At 47.1% G+C, this 23,520-nt stretch carries 16 protein-coding genes; 7 read left to right on the top strand and 9 right to left on the bottom strand.

The window, feature by feature from the left end:
• Positions 1-41: 41 nt before the first annotated feature.
• The 4 genes from KOD92_RS11120 to ppk1 all read left to right on the top strand — a co-directional run bounded on the left by KOD92_RS11120 (position 42) and on the right by ppk1 (position 9,739).
• Positions 42-3,215, top strand: coding sequence for a PVC-type heme-binding CxxCH protein (locus KOD92_RS11120; protein ID WP_215233650.1), 3,174 nt, complete (start codon positions 42-44; stop codon positions 3,213-3,215).
• Positions 3,216-3,414: 199 nt separating this feature from the next.
• Positions 3,415-5,112, top strand: a complete 1,698-nt coding sequence (locus KOD92_RS11115; RefSeq protein WP_215233649.1) for a hypothetical protein — start codon at positions 3,415-3,417, stop codon at positions 5,110-5,112.
• Positions 5,113-5,309: 197 nt separating this feature from the next.
• On the top strand, positions 5,310-7,265 hold the full coding sequence (gene gyrB, locus KOD92_RS11110) for a DNA topoisomerase (ATP-hydrolyzing) subunit B (protein WP_215233648.1): 1,956 nt from the start codon (positions 5,310-5,312) through the stop codon (positions 7,263-7,265).
• 164 nt (positions 7,266-7,429) lie between these two features.
• Positions 7,430-9,739, top strand: a complete 2,310-nt coding sequence (ppk1, locus tag KOD92_RS11105; RefSeq protein WP_215233647.1) for a polyphosphate kinase 1 — start codon at positions 7,430-7,432, stop codon at positions 9,737-9,739.
• A 1-nt stretch (position 9,740) separates the two neighbouring features.
• On the opposite strand, the gene KOD92_RS11100 is transcribed toward ppk1, so the two are convergent.
• Genes KOD92_RS11100 through KOD92_RS11090 form a run of 3 tightly spaced genes read right to left on the bottom strand, consistent with a single transcriptional unit; the run spans position 9,741 to position 14,234 of the window.
• Positions 9,741-12,215 (bottom strand): bifunctional UDP-N-acetylmuramoyl-tripeptide:D-alanyl-D-alanine ligase/alanine racemase, encoded by a 2,475-nt coding sequence (locus KOD92_RS11100; RefSeq protein WP_215233646.1) that lies wholly within the window; start codon positions 12,213-12,215, stop codon positions 9,741-9,743.
• Between the two features lie 36 nt (positions 12,216-12,251).
• Entirely contained in the window at positions 12,252-13,373 is a 1,122-nt protein-coding gene (gene corA, locus KOD92_RS11095) for a magnesium/cobalt transporter CorA (RefSeq protein WP_229254632.1), read from the bottom strand.
• 6 nt (positions 13,374-13,379) lie between these two features.
• Positions 13,380-14,234 carry a universal stress protein gene (locus tag KOD92_RS11090; protein WP_215233645.1) on the bottom strand — a complete coding sequence of 285 codons (855 nt, stop codon included), beginning with the start codon at positions 14,232-14,234 and terminating at the stop codon, positions 13,380-13,382.
• A gap of 432 nt (positions 14,235-14,666) precedes the next feature.
• On the opposite strand from KOD92_RS11090, the gene KOD92_RS11085 reads away from it, so the two are divergent.
• Together KOD92_RS11085 and KOD92_RS11080 are read left to right on the top strand one after the other, a co-directional pair.
• A complete protein-coding gene (locus KOD92_RS11085; RefSeq protein WP_215233644.1) occupies positions 14,667-16,067 on the top strand; it encodes a dicarboxylate/amino acid:cation symporter in 1,401 nt (466 codons plus the stop codon).
• Between the two features lie 29 nt (positions 16,068-16,096).
• Entirely contained in the window at positions 16,097-16,453 is a 357-nt protein-coding gene (locus KOD92_RS11080; RefSeq protein ID WP_215233643.1) for a Spx/MgsR family RNA polymerase-binding regulatory protein, read from the top strand.
• Here KOD92_RS11080 and KOD92_RS11075 read toward each other — a convergent pair.
• Entirely contained in the window at positions 16,446-17,663 is a 1,218-nt protein-coding gene (locus tag KOD92_RS11075; protein ID WP_229254631.1) for a THUMP-like domain-containing protein, read from the bottom strand. The two genes, KOD92_RS11080 and KOD92_RS11075, sit on opposite strands and share 8 nt — an antisense overlap.
• A gap of 58 nt (positions 17,664-17,721) precedes the next feature.
• Between KOD92_RS11075 and acs the strand changes: the two genes are divergently transcribed.
• Entirely contained in the window at positions 17,722-19,611 is a 1,890-nt protein-coding gene (gene acs, locus KOD92_RS11070) for an acetate--CoA ligase (protein ID WP_215233642.1), read from the top strand.
• A gap of 297 nt (positions 19,612-19,908) precedes the next feature.
• Here the strand turns inward: acs and KOD92_RS11065 are convergent, their stop codons facing one another.
• The 5 genes from KOD92_RS11065 to rsmI all read right to left on the bottom strand — a co-directional run bounded on the left by KOD92_RS11065 (position 19,909) and on the right by rsmI (position 23,519).
• Positions 19,909-20,067, bottom strand: a complete 159-nt coding sequence (locus KOD92_RS11065) for a FeoB-associated Cys-rich membrane protein (RefSeq protein ID WP_215233641.1) — start codon at positions 20,065-20,067, stop codon at positions 19,909-19,911.
• A gap of 17 nt (positions 20,068-20,084) precedes the next feature.
• Positions 20,085-20,621, bottom strand: a complete 537-nt coding sequence (locus KOD92_RS11060) for a YfiT family bacillithiol transferase (RefSeq protein ID WP_215233640.1) — start codon at positions 20,619-20,621, stop codon at positions 20,085-20,087.
• 208 nt (positions 20,622-20,829) lie between these two features.
• Positions 20,830-21,624, bottom strand: a complete 795-nt coding sequence (locus tag KOD92_RS11055) for an inositol monophosphatase family protein (RefSeq protein ID WP_215233639.1) — start codon at positions 21,622-21,624, stop codon at positions 20,830-20,832.
• Positions 21,590-22,828, bottom strand: a complete 1,239-nt coding sequence (locus KOD92_RS11050; RefSeq protein WP_215233638.1) for a lipoprotein N-acyltransferase Lnb domain-containing protein — start codon at positions 22,826-22,828, stop codon at positions 21,590-21,592. The genes KOD92_RS11055 and KOD92_RS11050 overlap by 35 nt, the downstream gene beginning before the upstream one ends.
• Positions 22,818-23,519, bottom strand: coding sequence for a 16S rRNA (cytidine(1402)-2'-O)-methyltransferase (rsmI, locus tag KOD92_RS11045; RefSeq protein ID WP_215233637.1), 702 nt, complete (start codon positions 23,517-23,519; stop codon positions 22,818-22,820). Before rsmI ends, KOD92_RS11050 begins: the two co-directional genes overlap by 11 nt.
• Between the last annotated feature and the right edge of the window lies 1 nt (position 23,520).

Genomic DNA, 23,520 nt, shown 5'->3' with positions numbered 1-23,520 from the left:
CCGCATACTTCCTAATCCCAACCTAAGAATTACGAATTAAAATGTCTAAACCCAGGAAAATCAGCGTTCACGTATCGCTTATTGCATTTGGATTGGCGTTGATCGCATTCAGTGCATTCAAATTCAATCAAACCGCTTCCATTGCTATTCAGAAAGGCTCTCACATTGTTTTGCTAGGAAACAATCTGGGTTCCAGAATGATGAATTACGACAACTTTGAGACGGAGCTCCACGTGCGTTATCCGCAGAACGAGCTTTTTATCCGCAATATGTGCGACGGTGGCGACACGCCGGGTTTCAGGCCGCATTCGAGCCGCAATTCTCCCTGGGCTTTTCCGGGAGCTGAAAAATTTCAGACAGAGCTGGCTAATCCGTCACAAAGTGAAGGTCATTTCGATACGCCCGATCAATGGTTAACCCGCCTCAAAGCCGACGTGATCATTGCTTTTTTTGGTTATAATGAATCTTTTCAGGGTAAAGAAGGGCTGGCCAACTACAAGGCTGAGCTGGATGCATTCATCAAATACACATTAACCCAGAAATACAACGGCTCTACGGCACCCAAGCTGGCGATCGTTTCTCCTATTGCATTCGAAGATCTGTCTGGTACTTATGATTTACCTAACGGTAAAAAGGAGAATGAGAACCTGTCCCTCTATTCGAAGGCAATGAAAGAGGTCGCGGACCAGAATAAAGTATTGTTCGTGGATGCATTTACCCCGTCTCAAAAATGGTATGCAGATACCCAGGAGCCACTTACGATCGACGGTTCGCAGCTGAACGCCGAAGGTTACAAGAAGTTGGGCGTATTGCTGGCCGATCAGGTATTCGGAAAAGCTGCGCCAAAAGCAGAGGCGAACAGAAAGCTGATCCATGATGCGGTAGACGAGAAAAACTGGATGTGGCACAACGATATCAAGGTCCCGAACGGCGTGCACGTTTATGGCAGAAGGTACAATCCGTTTGGGCCTGACAATTATCCTGCGGAAATAGAAAAGATCCGGGAAATGACGGATATCCGCGACAAGGCGGTGTGGCTGGCAGCTTCAAAAGGACAGAAAACGGATCTGGCCGCTGCGGATAAAAATACAAAGCCGCTTCCTCCGGTTAAGACGAATTTTAACCCGGAAAAAAATGGCAGTCTTGAATACCTCTACGGCAAGGATGCATTAGGTAAATTAAAAGTGCCGGAAGGTTATAAAATCGAGCTTTTCGCTTCGGAAGAGGAGTTCCCGGACCTTGCTAAGCCTATGCAAATGTCTTTCGATAACAAAGGTCGCCTGTGGGTTGCGACCATGCCGAGCTACCCGCACTATAAGCCGGGTGATACCAAGCCTGACGACAAGATTATCATCCTTGAAGATACCAATAACGATGGTAGGGCAGACAAGCAAACGGTTTTTGCCGACGGTCTGCACTTACCGCTGGGTTTCGAGATAGCGCCGGAAGGCGTCTACGTTTCGGCCGGTACCAATCTGAAATTTTTCACCGATACGAATGGCGATGATAAGGCGGATAAAATGGAGATCCTGCTGAGCGGATTCGACGACCATGATACGCACCACAACAGCCACGCATTTACAGTTGATCCATCTGGGGCTATTTACTCCGGCGAGGGTGTTTTCCTGCATACCAATGTGGAAACTTCTTACGGCCCGGTGCGTGCGACCAATGGCGGTTTTTACAGGTACGCGCCGCAATTAAAAAAACTGGAACGTACTGCGCAGCTCTCAATTCCCAATCCTTGGGGTATTGCATTCGACGATTGGGGCCAGCCGTTTTTTGCGGAAACATCCAGTCCCGATGTAAGGTGGATGATGCCGGGCTCTGTATTGCCGAGATATGGCGAGTCTACGCACAAGTCAGTGCAATTGATTGAAGAAAAACATCGCGTGCGTCCTACTTCCGGCCTGGAATTCGTATCCAGCCGCCATTTTCCCGACGAATTACAGGGAGATTTCCTGATCAATAACACGATCGGATTTTTAGGAACAAAAGAACATACTTTGGTCGACGACGGGACGGGGTACAAAAGCCGCCACCGTCAGGATCTGGTAGTAAGTGAGGATCGCAACTTCCGACCTGTGGATATGGAGTTTGCGCCGGACGGATCGCTGTATGTGATCGACTGGCACAATATCCTGATCGGCCACATGCAGCACAATGCGCGCGATCCTTTGCGTGACCATTCACATGGCCGGGTTTACCGTATTACTTACCCTTCCCGCCCGCTGGTTACGCCGGCAAAAGTGGACGGGGCGAGTATTGAGGTGCTTTTGGATAATTTGAAACTGCCTGAATACCGAACCAGATACCGCACGAGAAGAGAGCTTCGAGGTCGTAACGCGACAGAAGTTTTGACGAAAATGAATACCTGGATCGCCGGCCTGGACAAAAACGATCCAAGGTATGAGCACCATTTGCTGGAAGGTTTGTGGGTAAGCTGGGGATTGAATAAAGTGGATCAGAAACTGCTGAAACAACTCCTGAAAGCCAAAGATTACCACGCACGTGCTGCGGCGGTGGAAGTGGTGCGTTACACGGGACACCAGGTGCCTGATCAGGCCGAGTTACTAATGCAGGCTGTAAAAGACGAGAATAGCCGGGTGCGGCTCGTTGCGATTGTGGCTGCTTCGTGGATCGGCAAGGAAAAAGGATTACCTATCCTTGCAGAAGCGAAGAAAATGCCGCTTGATGATTGGACAATCCGCGCTTTTGAGGCAGCAGAGGCACATTTAAAAGGAGAGAATGTTAAAAAAGAAAAAGAGGACGTTGCCAAAACCTCTCTGAAAGGAAACGATCTGATCCTTTTTAATCAGGGAAGGCAGATTTATGCCAAAGAAGGCTATTGCGCAACCTGTCACCAGCCCGATGGAAAAGGGTTGGCCGCAGCCGGATTCCCGCCGCTTAACAATACTAACTGGGTATTGGGAAGCGATGAAAGGCTCATCAAGCTGGCACTGAAAGGTCTGCTGGGGCCGATAGAAGTGAGTGGTAAAAAGTATCCCGGGCAGGTTCCAATGACGCCTTTCGGTGGACTACTGAAAGACGACGAGATCGCGGCGGTACTTACTTACGTCAGAAATTCATTTGGCAACAAGGGGGCGGCAATTTCACCCGAAAAAGTGAAGCAGGTACGTGCTGCTACCGAGAGCAAAAAGGATTTTTACTCCCCTGAGCAGCTTTTGAAAGAGCATCCGATGGAGAAGATGTAATAGAATAAAAGAACAGGATTTAACGAAAACGAGCTGCCGGAAGGCGGCTCGTTCTCATTTGTAGTGTTTAGTAACCGGCGCTTTAAGAAATGCGGGAAAATTTGAGAATAACTACTAATGGGTTATTTTTGCCTGATACCGGCCAGCTGATGTTTATTTCTTCAAGGACCGGAATACTCCTCATCTATTTGTACGGTTTATGCAGCGAATCCTAGCGGTGGCGGTTATTTTCTTTGTAGCATTCATTTTTGTTATTTATAACTACTACTACGCAGTCAATTTTCCATATCAGGACGACTTTCTTCTAATCCAGTTTATCGAAACGATCTCCCAGGGGGGATTAGGTGTCGCCGGCGTATTGAAAGAAATGTTCAGGACGTTTAACGATCATAAGGCAGCTGTTCCGCGTTTTATTTCACTAATGGAATATTACGCGACGGGCCGGCTCAATTTCCGGTTTTACATTGTCCTGGTCTCGGTCAACCTTATTTACATCTTCTATTTTCTATACTTAGAGTTCAAAAAGTCGAGGCTGCCGCTCATTTATTTTCTGCCGGCGCCGTTCTTGTTTCTTCAGCCGCTTTACCACGAAATTTCCAATTGGGCGCTGACAGGAATGCAGCATTCTTACCTTACTGCGTTCACAGTCACTGCAATTATCCTGGTTTCCCGCCGCAGTAACCCCGCATTTTACGGAGCAATGTTTTGCTGTTTCCTGGCCACTTTTACGCACGGAAATGGCATATTATCCTTTCCCGCCATCATTTTCTATTTTCTGTGTTTAAAGGATTTCAAACGTGCGATCCTGACGACTGTGTTCATGATCACCTGCTTTCTGATTTACATCATAGGCTACGAATCCGGGCAGGCAGGAAAGTTACCGAATGATGTGATCAGCTTCCTGTCCTCACTTTTTGGTTTTATCGGATCGAGCATGTCGCTTTGGTCACAGCCGGTATTATGGTCGGCTGTTTGGGGTATCGTTATGGTGGCATTCATGGTATTTATTGTGTTCAAAATTGCGCGCACTTACTTCAATGAACCTGTGACTGTAAAGCCGGGCACTGTCGAATTACTGGCACTCTTCGCTTTCATTTTTATCACGAGCACCGTGATCGCGATTTTCCGGTCGTGGGCCGGCAGCACTATCGCCAGTCGCTTCCAGATCTATGCGTCGCTGGCGACAGTAATCTTCTACCTGATGCTGATCGATTACGCCGCTTTTTTCAGGAAAAAATCAGTACTCACGGTGGTGATCGGACTGAGTATTTTTTACTGCGCCTATTCGTACTACAAATTCACGGGTATGGTGGCCGGGCAGAAAACGACTTATCTGGCAGATGTATATAACTGGAAGACTAACCGCAATATGTTTTCGGTCGAGAAATCGATCACGCGCAATGCAGATTTTTATCTCACGCCGGGCTACGAAAAGGGCTTTTTCCATTTACCGGATCCTGTCGTTGAAAAGCCGCAGTTGGATTCCATGTTTGCCGCCGCCCGGCGCTCAGAAGTGGATTACCAAATCTATATGGAGAAGTGGGATATGGAGCGGCTTTCGAGAGAGAAGGTAGAGATATTGACCCACTATTTCATTTCCAGCACTGAGCTTCCTGCACGTAAAGGACTTTTGGGAGACCGTTTCCTGGTTTTAAAAGACCGGCAGAACGGGCAGCTGCACCTGGCGAATGCTAATCCGAAAGTGGAGGCCAGGGAGAAGATCGTCGCGAACGGGACCTACTATAAACCGGGGTTTCACTCATTTTTCCGGAAAGATGATCTCGCTGCCGGAGCTTACGATCTCGGTATCCTGGATGTGAGCGACGAGGGTGAAAAAGCGTTTTTTCTGCTTGATAAATCGTTGCTGGTAACTACCGCGGGACTTACTCTACAGTAGGTGGCGCGGCGATATTTCCCGTCTTAATTTACCGTTTGATTACTCAGCTGCAATATTGGTTATTTAATATTTCCAGATGCTCCTGCGACGCGCATTAAATCGCGTCCGAAGGCTGGAATCCTGCGAAAAAAATCGTATCTTTGCATGCTTAAAAGGCCGAAAATTGGCACTTTTTATTCAGGTGAAAAACAAACAATATGTCAAACGAAACAGTGCTTGAAGTGAACAGCTATTCAGCTGAAAATATCCAGGTTCTTGAAGGTTTAGAGGCGGTTCGGAAACGTCCGGCGATGTACATCGGTGATACCGGCTTCAAAGGGGTTCACCATTTAATTTGGGAGGTTGTCGATAACTCCATTGATGAGGCAATGGCCGGCTATTGCGACACGATCAATGTGACGGTTGAGAAAAATAATTCTATTACAGTTCAGGATAATGGTCGCGGGATTCCAACCGGAATGCACCCGAAAGAGAAAAGATCCGCATTGGAGGTCGTACTGACCGTTTTGCACGCGGGGGGTAAATTTGATAAAGACACTTACAAAGTTTCAGGAGGTTTGCACGGAGTAGGGGTTTCCTGCGTAAATGCACTTTCTATACACCTTCGCGCCGAAGTTCACCGGGAAGGAAAAATATTTGAACAGGAGTTTAGCGAAGGGAAACCTTTGTATGCAGCCAGGGTAATTGGTGACTCTGAAAAAACAGGGACATTTATCCACTTTTTGCCGGATGCAACCATATTCACGGTAACCGAATTCAAGTACGAAACCATCGCGACACGTTTGCGGGAATTGTCCTATTTGAACAAACGCATCCGCATTACGTTGGAAGACAAGCGTGAGGAGGATGAAGATGGCAAATTCCGTGGGGAAGAATTCTATTCGGAAATCGGTCTGAACGAGTTTGTAACCTACCTGGACGCAACACGCACGCCGCTTATTCCCGAGCCGATCCACATGGAAACGCTGAAAGGAACAGTACCGGTTGAAGTAGCGATGATGTACAACACTTCTTACAGTGAGAACGTGTTTTCGTATGTCAATAACATCAATACGATCGAAGGCGGAACGCACGTATCGGGCTTCCGGGCTGCGTTGACGAGAACTTTGAAAAATTATGCGGAGAAATCCGGCGTTCTTGCCAAAGAAAAGATAGAGATCAGCGGGGACGATTTCCGGGAGGGACTTACTGCTGTCATTTCTATTAAAGTGCAGGAGCCGCAGTTCGAAGGTCAGACCAAAACCAAGCTGGGTAACTCGGAAGTTACCGGAGTAGTAAGTCAGGTGGTTTCTGAAATGCTGGATACTTACCTCGACGAACACCCAAAGGAAGCGAGGGTAATTATTGAAAAAGTAATCCTGGCCGCCAAAGCACGTATTGCCGCGAAAAAGGCACGTGAGATGGTGCAGCGTAAAAACGTGCTGACAGGCACCGGCTTACCAGGAAAGCTCTCCGACTGCTCAGAAACCGACCCTAACATATGCGAATTGTATCTGGTCGAAGGGGACTCGGCGGGTGGAACTGCAAAACAGGGCCGTAACCGAGCTTACCAGGCGATATTGCCGCTGCGTGGTAAGATCCTGAATGTGGAAAAAGCACAGGAATACCGCATTTACGAAAACGAAGAGATCAAGAACATGTTCACTGCGATGGGCGTGCAGATCGGAAAAGACGGTGACGAGCGTGCTTTGAATATCGACAAACTGAGGTATCACAAGATCGTGATCATGACGGATGCGGATATTGACGGTAGTCACATTCGTACCCTGATCCTCACATTCTTTTTCAGGTATATGAAGATTTTGATTGATCACGGCTATATCTACATTGCTCAGCCACCTTTGTATCTGGTCAAAAAAGGAAAAGAAGAAAGATACTGCTGGACAGAACTGCAGCGTGAAGAAGCGGTAAGGGCAATTGCTGCCGGTCGCGAAGAATCGGTCCATGTGCAGCGGTATAAAGGTTTGGGTGAAATGAATGCAGAGCAGCTTTGGGAAACAACCATGAATCCTGAAAGAAGAAGCTTAAAGCAGGTTTCGATCGAATCGGCGGCTGAGGCGGATCACCTGTTCTCGATGCTGATGGGAGATGAAGTAGCTCCACGGCGCGATTTTATTGAGAAAAACGCAAAGTATGCACGTGTAGACGTATAGCCTTTGATTTCATACCGGATTTCTTGAAACGGGTGGCTGTCAATGGCAGTCATCCGTTTCTTTTTGTTCCAAAATTTAACAGAAACTTCATCCGGGTGGAAACAATAGATTATTTACATTCGTTGGAATTTTAGTAAGTTTTTTACATTATCAATACAGATTTTATGTCCGATTCAGCCGACCATACATATAGCAGTGAAAAGAAAGGCAAACTGAATAACCTGCTTGCCTTTTTCAAAAGCACCAAACAGATAGCCCCGACGGAAGAGCACAAGATCGTCAGCTCGACGGAAAAGGTACATACCCAGGTGCAGCAAAGCGATATGATCAGTCGCGACCTGAGCTGGCTTAAATTCAACGACCGGGTGCTGGATCAGGCGCTTGATGAAGAGAGAAACCTGTTCGACAGGCTTAAATTCCTAGCTATTACCTCTTCCAATCTCGATGAATTTTTCACTATCCGGGTTGGTAGCCTGTATAATTACCTCGATTTTGGCAAAGAGCGTCTCGACTATTCCGGATTGCGGGAGATACCTTTCCGGAAGGTAATGATGCGTGAGATCCATGAGTTCGTGCGCCGGCAAAATGAATGCTATACCAGCCAGTTGGAGCCGCTATTTACCAAACACGGTTTCAGGATAGTAGGTCTGGATGAAGTGGTGGACGAAGAAAAAATTGCTGTCGAAGAATATTTTGAGCGGACGGTTTACCCGATGCTCACACCAATGCTCTTCGACTACACGCACGCTTTCCCGGTCCTGCTCGCAAAAGTGCTTGTGCTGGGCGTAATTACGCAGGTGAAAGGTACCACCTCGGAGGAAGACAGGAAACTGTCATTTGTACAGCTGCCGCTTAATTTACCGCGTTTTTATGTAATCGAGCGCGAAGATGAGCTGCTGTTCCTGCCGATCGAGAATATTGTCAGAAAGTATATCAATAAGCTTTATAGAAATGTGGACATCGTTTCCACGAACCTCTTCCGCATCCTTCGAAACGGTGATTTTACATTGGAAGAAAGCGATGATATTGAAGCAGATTTTATTGATGAGATCAAACAAAAGATAAAAAGCCGGAGATTAGGCCGCGTCGTGCAGGTTTCAGTCGAGCCGGATATTAATCCCGACCTATTGAGCCTGATCAAAAAGCGCTGGGAGATAGATGATTACAACGTTTTTCCGACGCAGGGACTGATCGATTATACCGCATTCTGGAACATTATCAAACACCCGGAATTTAAAGACCAGATTCCTCCGATCCACCCGCCGGTACCGCCGCTTGGACTGGACAGGGAACGTATTCCGGATATTTTCGAAACCATGCGCGAGCGGGATATCCTCCTGCATCACCCCTATAACAACTTTGAGCCCGTTTTGCAATTGCTGGAACAGGCCGCAGAAGATCCCAAAGTGTTGTCAATCAAGCTGACCATTTACCGGCTGGCCAAGAACTCCCGCGTTACGGAAGCACTTTTGCATGCAGCAGAAAACGGAAAGCACGTGGCCGTTTTGTTCGAGGTGAAAGCCCGATTTGACGAAGAGAACAATATTCGCGAAGCACAGCGGCTGCAAAAAGCGGGCTGCTTTGTTATTTACGGAATAGGTTTGTTAAAAACACACACAAAATTGCTCCTGATCGTCCGTAATGAAGGAAACAGGGTATTGCGATACGCGCACCTTTCGAGCGGAAACTACAATGAAGATACGTCGAGACTTTACACGGATACCGGGCTGCTGACTTCCAATGAAGAATACACCCACGATATCTCCGAGTTTTTCAATGTAATCACAGGACATTCAATTCCCACTGAATACCAAAACCTGATCACAGCGCCGCGTTATATGCGGGCCAAGCTTATTGAGTTGATCCAGCAGGAGGCCGACAATGCAAGAGCGGGACTGAAAAGTGGTATTTGTATTAAAATCAACTCGCTGGAAGACAAGGATACGATTTTGGAACTGTACAAAGCTTCGGAAGCTGGTGTGCCTATTCGTCTGATTGTGAGGGGAATGTGCTGCTTGCGGCCGAAACGTCAGGGACTTAGCGAGAATATAACGGTGAGATCTCTGGTAGGGGACTTTCTGGAACATTCGCGGATATTTTACTTCCACCAGGACGGTAATCCGCTGGTGTACGGAGGTAGCGCGGACGCGATGGTGCGAAGTTTCGATAGACGCATTGAGTCACTTTTCAAGCTTGTTGACCCGCGTGTGCGCCAGGAGGCGATCCATATTCTGGCATACAGCCTCATGGACAATGTGAATTCTTACGAATTGCAGGAAGATGGTTCTTACATCAAATGCGAGATCGAGGACGGTGTGGAGCCGCTGAACGTGCACAAGGCATTTTACAATGTGACCCTGGACGAAGTACTGCGCACACATCTGTTTGAAACAGAAGACAAACAGCTCGAAATCAAAGAAGTAGAAGCGGAATTGACTACGCCGGAAGTTCAGGAAGAAACAACCGGGCAGTAAGCTATTCTTTATAAAAAACACGTTTTACCCGGTCGCCTATTCCCGTCAGGATCTCATAGGGAATAGTGCCGATCTTTTTGGCAAGGTCGATAATGGTTACTTCTTTGCCAAAAATGATCACTTCGTCACCTTCCGCAGCATTTGCATTGGTTACATCCACCATGGTCATATCCATGCAGATATTACCGATTGTCGGGCAAAGGGTTCCATTTACGAACACCTGCCCGACACCATTCCCAAGCCGCCTGTCGTAGCCGTCGGCGTAACCGATTGCAAGGGTAGCGATCGCCGAATCGTGGTCGATCTGGCCTTTCCTGCTATAACCGACGGTTTCGCCCGTGGTTAGGTATTTAATTTGAGATATAACTGTCTTTAATGTGCCCGCAGGCTGCAATGCATTCTGATCTTGTCCGGTCGCTTCTACGCCGTATAATCCAATTCCAAGCCGAACCATATCCAGCTTGAAGTCTTGGAAACGCACGATTCCGGCAGAATTGAGGATATGCTTTATCGTTTCATAACCGAGTGCCTCTTCTATTTGCGCAGCACCGCCGGTAAATAAATCATATTGGTGTTTTGAAAACTCATTGTGAACACCATCGTCGGCTCCCACCAAATGCGAGAATATGCTGGCGACTTTGATCGACGAATTCTGCTTCAATTTTCCAATCAGCCAGGGAAGATCATCCGCTACAAATCCCAGCCGGTGCATTCCTGTATCCAGTTTCAGGTGAATGGAAGGAATATAAGTGCCTTTTTCTTTTTTATCAATATAAGAAATCCAGTCTTCCAGCACGCGATGGCTATAAATCTCGGGTTCCAGTTTGTATTGTAAAAGCAGATCAAAAGTGGGCGTAGCCGGGCTCATTACCATGATTGGCAGCGTAATGCCATTTTGCCTCAAAACCACTCCTTCATCGGCATAAGCGACTCCCAGGTAGTCTACGCGGTGAAATTGCAGCAGAGAAGCTACCTCTGAACTCCCGCTTCCATACGCAAATGCTTTCACCATCGCCATTATTTTAGTCTCTTTTCCCACCCGCGAACGATAGTAGTTGAGGTTGTGTGAAAGTGCGTCGAGGTTGATTTCAAGCACGGTACCATGTGCCTTTTGCTGCAAGCGGTGCACGATTTTCTCAAACGAAAAAGGCCGCGCACCTTTCACCAGGATAAGACTATCTGATAGCGACTGGAAAGGAAATGTTTTTAGAAATGTATCTGTGTCAGGGAAAAATGCCTGATCCGGGAAGTCAAACAGCTGCGATTGTCCGCTGATATTCGGCCCAATTCCGATCAGTTGCTGAATACCTTTTTCCTTTAATAGTTTTGAAACCGAACCGTAAATCTCGGAAGGGGTTTGTCCGGTTTGTAAAACATCTGAAAGAATAACTGCCTTCTTTTGCCGCTGCTCCTGCTGGCCCAGAAAGTTGAGCGCCATCGAAAGTCCCTGAATATCATTGTTATAGGCATCGTCAATCACATAATTATGATTGATACCCTCTTTCAGTTCCAGTCGCATTGAAACGGGCTTCAAATGCCTGATCCGGTCCTGGATACTTGTCGCCGGAATGCCGAAATCGAGCATGAAAACAATACAATGCGTCAGGTTTTCAAGGGAAGCTTCATCGCGGAAACTGGTTTCAAATGTATAGGCGCCCGATTTTCCCTGAAGTGAAATAAGCGTTTTGTCTTTCCGATCTTCAAAAATTACCTGAATATCAGCCCCCGAGCGCGGACTTCCCCAGCTCACAGTTTGTAAAAACGCATTGACCGGCTTCAATATCAGCCTGATCTCCTCGTCAATATCCGTGTAATCTTTCCGGTAAAAGAGTTTTTTGACTTTGGTAAAAAGGCGTAGTTTCTCGGTGATCTTCTGCTTCCGGCTCCTGAAACCATGGTCGTGCGCAGAGCCGATATTGGTAAAAATGCCGATCGTAGGCTGCATTACAGGTTGCAGATATTCCATTTCGTGCGCCTGCGAAATACCCGCTTCAAAAATACCCAGCGTATTTTCGGCCCCCAGGTTCCATACTGAAAGCGGGACACCGATCTGCGAATTATAGCTTTTTGGGCTCGCTGCAATGCGGTTTCCGGGAGAAAGTAACTGTACCAGCCACTCTTTCACGATCGTTTTTCCGTTACTTCCCGCGATACCCACAACTGGAATATCAAGCTGCCCGCGCTTCTCAGAAACAAGCTTTTGCAATGCGCGGATCGCCGACGGTACTGACCATACTCTGGCGTCTTTCCAGACTGCAACTACCTCTTTAATATGTTCGGGCAAATGCGCTTCTTCTACTACGAACTCGCGCACTCCCATTGCATACAGGTCCGGGATAAATTGGTGACCGTCATGCCTTTCGCCTTTTATCGCGAAAAAAATGCTTTGTTCAGGAAAAGAAACCTGGCGGCTGTCGGTAAGGATGTAAGCGGCGTTTGTGGAGATGGGTAGTGAAGTATTTCCGGTAAAGCTCATTCCAATGCGGTTTTTCAGGCCACAAAGGTATCAATCCTACATCCATTTTTTAGTCCTGAAATAAAATATCATCCCCACTGTAACCATCGCCATGATCCCCCACACATAATAGTAGCCGTAGCGCATTTTCAGCTCGGGCATATATTCGAAATTCATTCCGTACACACCAACTATGAAGGTAAGCGGCATGAATATCGCTGAAAAGATCGTGAGCGTTTTCATCACGGAGTTCATCCGGTTGCTGATCGTCGATAAATGTACATCCACGAGGCTGGCTACGAGTTCGCGGTAAGAATCTATCGTATCGAGCACCTGCATCACGTGGTCGTAAAGGTCGCGGTAATAGGGAACCACTTCTTTGGCGATCTGCGAATTTTCCTCCCGGATCAGCTGGCTGAGCATATCTCGCAGCGGCCAGATCTGGCGTCTCGCTACGGAAAGCTCCCGTTTTAGTGCATACAATTCGTTCAGTGACAAATCGTCGGAGCCCGCGATCACACGGTCTTCGGTAACATCCAGATTATCGCCCAGCTTTTCCAGAACCAGGAAATAATTATCGACCACGATATCAAGCAAAGCAAAAAGCAGGTAATCCGGCCCATTCCGCCGCGTTTTCCCCACGGAAGCTTCCAACCGCGCGAGTACCGGCGTGAAAATGTCACTATTGCGTTCTTCCTGGAATGAGATCACGTAATTCGTCCCCAACACGAAACTTACGTGTTCCGCCGATAGGCATACCGGATTTTCGGATTCTACGTGTAACATCTTCAATGTCAGGAACAAATGTCCTGAATCGTAGAATTCTAATTTTGGCTTGTGCTCGGTATTTACTACATCTTCCAGCAGCAGCGGGTGCAGCTGATATAGCTTTCCCAGCTTTTCGATCAGCCCTGTTTCGTGGATTCCGTCTACGTCCAGCCACGTGATTATCGGCTCGCCGACGGGCGCGGGCGCGCATTCGTTCAGCGATTTCACCGCCTCGTCCCGGATCATTTGCTCGTTATACTGGATCCGCCTGACCTTGGTTTTCAAGGCAATTTCGGGACCGATATAGGTCAATGTACCAGGAGAAGTAAGCAGGTTTCGCCGTTTGTAGCGCTTTGTTTTTTGTATCAAAGGGCGCAGTTCCGGGCCGGGAGCACTTTCTTCTTTATCCAATGCTGATTAAGACTTTAGGTGGAAAACAAGCAGGGGCACGTGGGTATCGATGATCAGTTTCCTGGTCACGCTTGGGTTGATCAGAAATTCTTCAATAAACGAACGTTCGCGCGACGACATAATCAGCAGATCAGCGCCCACTTCGTCGCAATATTCTTCAATACCGTCCAGAACGTGGTTCGACTTGCGGAAAACGATCTGATCGTCGGTGATCGCGAAGTTTTCCTTGATTTCGGAGATATATTGGTTGTCAGACTGGATATTCGGTTGCGTGTCAGACTGTATTTTGAGTAAAGTAAGATTCCCGCCCAGGTGGTTCAGCAATACAAAAACCTCTCTCAGAATATCATTCTCATCATATTCAAACTGAGTTGCATATACCACTTTACTGAATTTGCCGGGCGTACTTTGCGGCGGAATGACCAGGACCGGGCATTTGGAATGCAGCGCGATCTGAGTCGCAGAACTTCCGATCAGTTTATCCAGAAATCCACCTGTACCTGTTCTGCCAATCACGATCAGATTAGGGTTATATTCTTCAATTGCTTCTTCCACAGCCGAATGCACGCTTCCGAGAATCCACAGCGGCCGGACTTTGTACCCTTCTGCCCTTAACTCGTCCGCATAATCTTCCAGCTTTTTATGAAATTCGTCTTCGAGCTCGGTCGTCATATTCAGAAAGTCCGACCCGCCGATACCCGGCAAAACGCCGCCCGGAGTGAGATTGACGTCTGCAATATACGGTTGGTAAGCGTGCAGTATCAGGAGCTCGGTAACCTCTTTTTCGGAAATTGTTTTTGCCGCCGAGAGTGCGCGTTTCGCATTTTCAGAAAAGTCGATAGGGATAAGTATACGGTTCATTTGGATAAGCGTTGAAGTTAGAAATGCTCGGTCCGAACATATTCATTTTAGACGCTGGATCAAAGGATTTAGCTCATGTTTTCAGAAATTCAGGACCTGAAATGCATATATCTAGCGGATTGTCTGCAAATTTGATGTACTATTAAAGGGGCGCATTAAAAATTTAGTGCCAAATTGAGTAACGCGTTTGGCTTGCGCTCAACGGGCTTACCAGGACTTCTGTTTTGCATTTATCCCAGCCAATTAGTCAGTAGTAAAACAGTTTTATATTTTATTTTTATAACAAAAATTAATATAAAAAATATGCTAATGAAGGTTCAAGCGAGTTTTTATTCTGCGTTTGACTACTTATTCCAATATGCATATAGTTGGTCTTAAATTGATTTTTTATAAGTTTACCATTACAAAAGATCTTCCATTTCGATTCTCCATATGAAGAGTAAAATTACAATCATCAACATTGCACTGATCACAATCGCGGCGCTCGCCTCAGTTTTAAGTGCTTATGATATTATTTCCCTCTCTGATAACATTCTGATCACACTGCGGTGGCTCGCGCTCGCCGGGCTGATCGTATTTGCGATAATCAAGAAAAACCTGACCACTTCTATCCTGATCTCTATGCTGGTGGGAACGGAGATCGGTTACGATTTTCCAAAAATGGGTACCGATCTGCATTTCCTGCGGCAGATATTTTTGCAGATGATCAAAACCGTCATTGCGCCGCTCCTTTTTGCAACGCTCGTAACAGGTATTGCCGGACATTCCGACCTGAAACAAGTTGGGAGAATGGGCTGGAAATCACTGCTTTATTTTGAAGTAGTTACCACTTTTGCATTGCTGATCGGCTTGTTTTTTGCCAACTGGTTCAAGCCTGGCGAGGGCATTATTCCACCCGAAAGTTTGAATGCAACCTTGCCGAAAGTAGCCGAGCAAAGCTGGCAGGATATCGTTTTGCATTCATTTCCTGAAAACGTAGCCAAGTCGATCTACCACGGAGAAGTATTGCAGATCGTTGTTTTTAGCGTTCTTTTCGGGATTAGTCTTGCATTGTTACCTGCTGCGAAAAAGGAAAAATTTGTACATGGCGTGGAGTTACTGGCTGAGGTGATGTTTAAGTTTACCAAGATCATCATGTATTTCGCGCCGATCGGGGTAGGAGCTGCGATTGCAGAAACGGTCGGTCACATGGGGATCGACGTTTTGAGAAACCTTGCATTGCTGCTGGCTACCTTATATTGTGCATTGATCGTATTCATCCTGATCGTTTTTGTTCCGATCGCATTGTTTGCACGGATACCAATTATCAAGTTCGCTAAAACCATTTTTGAGCCCGTTTCCATTGCATTTGCAACTACAAGCTCAGAATCCGCATTGCCCAAAGCGATGGAGAAAATGGAGAAATTCGGTGTGCCGAGGCAGATCGTTTCATTTGTAATGCCCACCGGGTACAGCTTTAACCTCGATGGTTCCACATTATATCTCGCACTCGCAACGGTTTTCGTGGCGCAGGCAACCGGTACCGAAATGTCGATCGGGCAGCAGCTTACGATGGTGTTGCTATTGATGCTAACCAGCAAAGGAGTAGCAGGTATTCCGCGTGCAACGCTCGTTATTTTACTTGGCGCGATCGCGAATTTCGGAATGCCCGAGTGGCCGGTTTTACTGATTATGGGCATTGACGAATTAATGGATATGGCGCGGACTTCGGTCAATGTTACCGGAAACTGTCTCGCTACTGCGGTTATCGCACGCTGGGAAGGGGAGCTGGACGACGAGAAAATGCATAACTCCGATCTGATCCCAGACGAGCCGGCTGCAACCCAGATTTGATTTATTTTGAATAAAGAATTAGTAAAATAATGCTGACCCTGTACGGAATACCCAACTGCGATACCATTAAAAAAGCCCGCACCTGGCTGGAAAAGAACAACATAGCTTACACTTTTTATGACTACCGGAAAGAGCCGATCACGACCGACAAAGTCGAGAAATGGTTTCAGGTTTTTCCCTGGGAAAAAGTGATTAATAAAGCGTCGACGACCTGGAAAGAGCTCCCTGCGGAAGAGAAGCTGGCTATTACGGATGAAAAATCGGCCGCAAAACTAGCTGCTGCACATACTACTGTTATTAAGAGGCCGGTAATAGAAGATGCCAGCGGGAAAGCAGTTACACTCGGTTTTTCAGAGAAGATTTACGAAGAGACTTTTCTTAAGTAGCAGCTTTCGTCGTCACGATCACAACCCTTGTATTGTCCGAAAGCGTGGTGGCGAAAAGGTAATAATCGCCGCCTTCTTTCAATTTCCATTTCTTTCTCAATTCTTCTGTTTTCGCGGGAAAATTCCGGGTGGTCAAATTCGCTTTATCGCCGCCAATATGTTTCGAGATTTCGCGCATATCAGGCTTGCAGATTGCGGTAATTTTAAACGATCGGCCTGGGAAATCAGCTACCAGACTTTCAGAAGTGTACAGCTGGCTATTCGCCGCGATTTTGTTCAAAGCATACCTTTCACAGCTTGTCTTAAATGCTCCTGCCTTCAAAACTGCGGCGTGTGGTTCGTACAGATAGCTTGCTGGTGCAGAGTATGTTACCTTTGCATTCCGCTCCATTTCCCGGTCAAAGTCAAGCGATTTCAAGGGATATCCCTGATCATCTAAAATGCGGACTTTAATTGTAAACTCTGCTGAATTGTGATTTTTATCCAATACAAAAAGCAGCTCCTTGCATTCCTGCTCGTAACCAATTGTATAGACTTCTTTGAGATTTTGTAACTCTCGGGCGGCAAGATCAATATCGAGCAGCGGGGAGGTTTTGAGCAGAATATTAGGAGTATTCTCGAATAGTATTTCCTGATTTGAAACAATATCCGGCGTGCAGTCAGAAAGCAAAACTACTTTTTCCCGCTGCTCATTTCGCCTCGCCGGATCTGCGTAAATCCAGTCGGCGGGGATATTTTCAGCCTCTAATGCAGCAAGAGAATCGGCAGCATGGACTTTTATATTCGCTGCTCCAAGTTGCTGAAAGTTATATTCCGCAGTAGCAGCGACGGTTTCCTGCATCTCAAAATAATGCGCATTCCCGAACTTCCGGCTCATATAGAAACAATCCACGCCCATTCCACCGGTAATATCCACGAGCGTTTTGCCAGAGACGAGGCTCGCCTTGAAACGCGCAGTAGCCTCCGACGAACATTGCTCCACGGAGAGGGCAGGAGGGAAGATCAATTTTTCATTCGCATACCATTCCGGCAGCTTTTTGGCTGCTTTTTGCCGGGATATGATCTGCGCTGCTAGTTTCTTGATATCCAATCCCTTGAACTGCCCGGCTCTCAGGATGAGCTGACTTGCATTTTCGTGTTTGTGCGTATTGATAAATGCGATCTCCGAATCGGAGAGGCCGGTTTCTTCCATTTCAATTCTTTTATCCAAACCAAAATTATAACTTGTCGCCCAATATCCTATTTCCCTAAGTTAACCTTTATAAATCATGAGAATTAAGACCTTTGAAGAGTATCAGGTTGCCTACAAACACAGTGTAGACGATCCCGAAGGTTTCTGGGCGGAAGTAGCCCAACAATTTCAATGGAGAAAACCCTGGAAAAAAGTCCTGAGCTGGGATTTTACACAGGCTAATGTGAAATGGTTTGAAGGTGGTGCTATGAACATCACCGAAAACGCGCTCGACAGACATTTAGAAACGCAGGGAGACCAGATTGCCATGATCTGGGAGCCGAATGATCCCGAAGATGCAGCCGTTTCTATCAGTTATTATGTGCTTTACGACCGCGTTTGCCGGTTTGCTAATGTGCTGAAAAAGCACGGGGTCAAAAAAGGCGACCGGGTTTGTATATATCTCCCGATGGTTCCCGAGCTGACTGTCGCTGTGCTGGCCTGTGCCCGTATCGGCGCGGTACACTCCGTTGTATTCGGAGGTTTTTCCGCCAAATCTATCGCCGACAGGATCAATGATGCTGCGTGCACGATGGTAATTACCTCCGACGGAGCATTCCGGGGAAATAAGGTAATTCCTATGAAAGCGACTGTCGATGAGGCGCTTGTGCAATGCAATACGGTTAAGAATGTAATTGTAATGACCCGCACCCGCACACCGGTTTCTATGCTCAAAGGGCGTGATCTGTGGTGGGAAGAGGAAGTTAAACACGTCGATTCTGTTTGTCCGGCCGAGCCAATGGACGCGGAGGATATGTTGTTTATCCTCTATACCTCGGGGTCAACGGGCAAGCCGAAGGGTGTTGTACATACCTGCGGCGGCTATATGGTGTTTGCTGCTTATACTTTTGCCAATGTATTTCAATATGAAAAAGGCGAGATACATTTCTGTACGGCCGATATTGGCTGGATTACCGGTCACAGCTATATTGTGTACGGGCCACTTTGCTGTGGAGCAACGTCCGTTGTTTTTGAAGGAGTTCCTACTTTTCCCGATGCAAGCCGGTTGTGGCAAATAGTTGAAAAACATAAGGTTAATATCCTTTACACTGCACCTACGGCAATACGTTCGCTGATGAGCTTTGGGCTTGACTATGTAAACGGACATGATCTTTCGTCTCTTACCAAATTGGGTTCCGTAGGTGAGCCTATCAATGAAGAGGCCTGGCATTGGTATAAAACCAATATCGGCGGCGATCAATGTCCGCTTGTAGATACCTGGTGGCAGACTGAAACGGGAGGTATTATGATATCCCCGCTAGCAGGAATTACGCCTGAAAAGCCGACTTACGCTACTTTGCCGCTGCCCGGCATTCAACCCGTGCTGGTCGACGAGTCAGGGAATGAGATTGAGGGAAATGGTGTGAGTGGAAATCTTTGTATTAAATTTCCGTGGCCGGGTATTGTAAGAACAACGTACGGCGACCACGAACGCGCGCGTCAGACCTATTTCTCTACTTACCCGGGCATGTATTTTACCGGTGACGGTTGCCTCCGTGACGAAGATGGTTACTACCGCATTACCGGCCGCGTTGACGATGTATTGAATGTATCAGGTCACCGGATCGGGACGGCGGAAGTGGAGAATGCGATCAATATGCATTTGGGTGTGGTCGAATCCGCTGTTGTGGGTTATGCGCACGATATCAAAGGGCAGGGCATTTATGCGTACGTCATCGCGGAAAATGAAGTTGACGATGAGGAAATGTTCCGCAAAGATATTGCCGCAACTGTTGCGCGTATTATCGGACCGATTGCGAAGCCCGATAAAGTGCAGTTTGTGACAGGTTTGCCGAAAACGCGTTCAGGGAAGATTATGCGGAGAATTTTAAGAAAGATCTCAGAAGGCGATGTCAACAATCTGGGCGACACGTCCACATTGCTAGATCCGGCGGTTGTGGAGGATATTAAGAAAGGTGCATTATAGATTAGAATAAAACGTCATGAATGTCAGGAAGCCCCGCCGGGGCTTTTTGTCGTATATAGAGGTCGCGGGCTATAAACAGGGAATGCCTCCGGCATTATTTTAAGTAGAGAAATTTTGCTGCGTAGTAACTGCCTACCGGTGGAGCTTCACCCAGACCAATATAGCCCTGGCGGGGTTATAAACAGGGTTCGACCCGGACCAATTTAGCCCCGGCGGGGCTCCCTGTTTATAGGAAACATCGTAAACAAGAAAAGGCCCCAGCGGGGCCTCCTGTATAAATATCAATGCAAAGTCGTTTTACCTTTTTACATTCACCGCCGCCTTATCTGCCGCGCAGCCGCAACCCTTCGCACATCCTCCGCTATTCTTGCTGTCAAAGGCCTTCCAGGCGCGCCAGGCGATATATCCGGCGGCTGCAAGAAAAAGCACTAATATGATAATCTGTTGCGCGTCCATAAATCAAAAACGTTCACCTACCTCCAATTGTTCCTCGCCGCAAGTTGAAATGCATGTTGATAATGATGCTCGCTGTGCCAGGCGTAATTGGCAATCACTTCGTCGAGGCGGAAAACCCGGCCCGTCGCAGGATGCGTGTAAGTTCTGGCCAGGTCTTTTTCATCCATCGAATTCAGAAGCAGAACCCAGCGCAAATGCACATAGCGCATCAGTTGAATGGACAAATCGATCTGCGCCGTCTTCGCATCGGGCAGCTCTGCCCAGAGTTGCTCTTCATAAGGTTTGATCACCGGATTATCTTCTGTCAAAGCGAGTCGACAGCGGGTATATGCATTAATGTGACTATCCGCAACGTGGTGTACCAACTGGCGAACTGTCCAGCCATCTGGCCGGTAAGGTGTATTTAGCCTATCGTCTTCCCAGCTTCCCAAAAGGTTGATAAACTTAGAAGGCAAAGCACTAATAATCTGAATATTCGACTTCACCTCAGCAGCAGAATAACTTTCCTGAGATTGAAACAAGCCGATAGGATAACGTAATTGATCGATGTCCATTTTTTAATGTTGAATGATTGAATGACTGAATGAGCCGCGGTGGAAGGGGAATAATTAAATTCGGGGAGGAAAGGGAGAAGGGAGGAAAGGGATGAAGTAAAATTTTTCGGCTATTCTTTCCTTTTCCTTTATCTATTCCCTTTCCTCCCTTTCCTCCTTCCTCCCTTTCCTCCTTCCTCCCTTTCCTCCTTTCCTCCTTCCTCCCCTTCTAAAAATTCTCCCTAATTACCGCCACCAATTCATGGTGTGCGGGGCCGGCGGTGGCGATGATGTCGCCGCCGAAGAGGTAATTGTCACCGCCATTGAAATCGGTAACCGTTCCGCCTGCTTCTTTGATCATCAAAACACCCGCTGCCATATCCCAGGAGTTGAGGTTATATTCGTAAAAACCATCAAATCTGCCCGCTGCTACGTACGCGAGGTCGACTGCGGCTGCGCCCATTCTGCGGATACCATGCGTTTTCTGCATTAGTAACTCAAGAATGTACATATAGCGTTTTTGTTTTTCGAACTTATAATAGGGAAAGCCAGTCGCAATAAGACTATCCTGCAGAATCGGCACGCTCGACACTTTCATCGGCTTTCCGTTGCACCAGGCACCACCCTCTTTCCACGCATAAAACATTTCATCAAGATTAGGCTCGTGGATAACACCCAGCAAAAGCTCTTTTCCTCTTGCCAGCCCCACGCTGACGCAGTAGACCGGTATTCCATGAATGAAATTGGTCGTTCCGTCAAGTGGATCAATAATCCAGTTAAGTGCAGTCGGGTCCGGTTCAATGCCGGTTGTACCTTCTTCGGTAATATAGCTGGCTTCGGGTAAAAGGTCGCTTAATCCTGCTACAAGCAGCTTTTCGGCCTCCTTATCTACATAAGAAACCAGATTGTTCAAATCCTTATATTCAATTTTATCCCGCGAAAACAGCGCTGCTTCCTGTTGAATAAAGGTAGAAGCCTGCTTTACGATCTCAATCGTTTTTTGTGTTAGCAATTCCAGATCCATACTCCTTTTCCCCCGAGGGGATTTTTGAAAGTGAATTATTAATGTAATATACCCTTACGATCAATATGAGCAGAATAGGGATAACTACAAAGTTGTGCTTGGTAGCATTACCTGTTGCGCAAAGTAAGAGAAATCCATAAAAAATCAAGAAAAACTGGAACCAGTAAGGTTTCTTCTTTTCAGAAATCACAAATATCACCGGAAGCCAGAGCGGAAATGCCCAGAGGATATCGTAGTTCCACGTTGTAACACCGTGGTTGGTCCCAAACCAGAGTAAAAGCAATATCCAGCCTGCAAGCCCGACAATGGAGAACAGAATTTTATCCAGAAGAAAATTAATCTTCTCTTTCCTGATCTGCCAGTAAGTGAATGCAAGTACCAGCACAGCGAGTGTCCAGAAGCAGACTGCAGGCGTGAAAAATCCGGGCGGCGGAGTTGGCGCAGCGGTAAAAATAGGTTGTGTGGTCAAGACCAGCGGCTCGGTACCTTTGGCGGTTTTCACCTTCGCATCCGCAAATGCTTTTGCCATATTATCCGGCAAAAAAGTAGCCTGATCGGCAGTTGCGATCTCGTCCGAAGGCGCGCCTATTGCGAGGTCCATTCCAAAATCGGCCCAGGGCTTTTGCTTGTAGGCATACCGATCGATCCACTGCCGGAAACTTAGCTTTTCTTTGGTATAACCGTTATAAATCAAGCTATCGCCGCAAGCCGCCTGCAATGCGCCCGACATGCGCGTGGAGCAATTGTCGTAAAAGAATTTGTATTGATACTCGCGGTTTTCAGGCAGATAATTTTTTTCCAAAAACTCAAAAAGCTTCTGTTTCTGGCTGTTTGAGAGGTTTAATATCTGCTCGGATATCGAGCGGTTCTCCATTTGCCAATGCGCAGCCTGCAAGGAAAGCTCGGAAACGGATAGTGAATAGGGAAGCGTGCCGCGTAAAAATTTGATATAGAAGTTACCTTCCCCGAAACTGAACGTACCATAATTATAAGCGCGGTCGACGCCTGTGACGGGATCGTAAATCCAGAGTACACTGTGCCCGAAACCAGAATACAATTCCTGGCCGGGACCGACGGTAACCAGACTGGCCTTCGACTCGGCGCTCAGCAATGGCACCTGCGCGCTGGCAGTTGCTATTTTTAACAAAAACACAAACAGGAATATAGCAATACTCCGGAAACGGCGGGGGATGTTAATCCTCATATTTATCAGTTTTCTTTTTTTCTTCTGCTTTGCCGGCAAGTACGATCACAATCTCGCCTTTTACGGTTTTTAGGGTAAAATAGTCAATTACTTCTTGCAAAGTACCTTTTACATTTTCTTCAAAAATCTTGGTCAGTTCCCTGGAAACGCAAACCTGCCGGTCGGCGCCAAAGTATTCCACGAACTGCTGCAAGGCTTTCAGTAACCTGTGTGGGGATTCGTAAAAGATCATCGTCCGCTCTTCGCCAACCAGATTTTGCAGCCGCGTTTGCCGACCTTTTTTATGAGGTAAAAATCCTTCGAAAGTAAAACGGTCGCACGGTAAGCCCGAATTCACGAGCGCAGGCACGAATGCCGTCGGGCCGGGCAGACATTCAACGTCAACGCCATGTTTGATACATTCCCGTACCAGCAAAAAACCGGGATCCGAAATGGCAGGTGTTCCGGCGTCTGAAACGAGCGCCATTGTTTCGCCTTTCAAAATCCGATCGACGATTCGCGTTACCGTTTGGTGCTCATTATGAATGTGATAGCTATGCAAAGGTTTGGAAATCCCCAGATGTTTGAGCAGCGAGCCCGATGTGCGGGTATCTTCGGCCAGTACGGCGTCGACGCTTTTTAAAACATTGATAGCACGCAAAGTGATATCTTCCAGGTTTCCGATGGGGGTAGGTACGATGTAGAGTTTCATT

Origin of the sequence: Dyadobacter linearis (genome assembly GCF_907165045.1) — a bacterium.
GTDB lineage: Bacteria > Bacteroidota > Bacteroidia > Cytophagales > Spirosomataceae > Dyadobacter > Dyadobacter linearis.
This window is presented reverse-complemented; position numbering and strand designations above follow the sequence as displayed.

Bases quoted from the DNA above. Each gene is read 5' to 3' on its own strand.
- KOD92_RS11120 (WP_215233650.1), top strand. From the start codon at position 42: ATGTCTAAACCCAGGAAAATCAGCGTTCACGTATCGCTTATTGCATTT.
- KOD92_RS11115 (WP_215233649.1), top strand. From the start codon at position 3,415: ATGCAGCGAATCCTAGCGGTGGCGGTTATTTTCTTTGTAGCATTCATT.
- gyrB (WP_215233648.1), top strand. From the start codon at position 5,310: ATGTCAAACGAAACAGTGCTTGAAGTGAACAGCTATTCAGCTGAAAAT.
- ppk1 (WP_215233647.1), top strand. From the start codon at position 7,430: ATGTCCGATTCAGCCGACCATACATATAGCAGTGAAAAGAAAGGCAAA.
- KOD92_RS11100 (WP_215233646.1), bottom strand. From the start codon at position 12,215: ATGAGCTTTACCGGAAATACTTCACTACCCATCTCCACAAACGCCGCT.
- KOD92_RS11090 (WP_215233645.1), bottom strand. From the start codon at position 14,234: ATGAACCGTATACTTATCCCTATCGACTTTTCTGAAAATGCGAAACGC.
- KOD92_RS11085 (WP_215233644.1), top strand. From the start codon at position 14,667: ATGAAGAGTAAAATTACAATCATCAACATTGCACTGATCACAATCGCG.
- KOD92_RS11080 (WP_215233643.1), top strand. From the start codon at position 16,097: ATGCTGACCCTGTACGGAATACCCAACTGCGATACCATTAAAAAAGCC.
- acs (WP_215233642.1), top strand. From the start codon at position 17,722: ATGAGAATTAAGACCTTTGAAGAGTATCAGGTTGCCTACAAACACAGT.
- KOD92_RS11065 (WP_215233641.1), bottom strand. From the start codon at position 20,067: ATGGACGCGCAACAGATTATCATATTAGTGCTTTTTCTTGCAGCCGCC.
- KOD92_RS11060 (WP_215233640.1), bottom strand. From the start codon at position 20,621: ATGGACATCGATCAATTACGTTATCCTATCGGCTTGTTTCAATCTCAG.
- KOD92_RS11055 (WP_215233639.1), bottom strand. From the start codon at position 21,624: ATGGATCTGGAATTGCTAACACAAAAAACGATTGAGATCGTAAAGCAG.
- KOD92_RS11050 (WP_215233638.1), bottom strand. From the start codon at position 22,828: ATGAGGATTAACATCCCCCGCCGTTTCCGGAGTATTGCTATATTCCTG.
- rsmI (WP_215233637.1), bottom strand. From the start codon at position 23,519: ATGAAACTCTACATCGTACCTACCCCCATCGGAAACCTGGAAGATATC.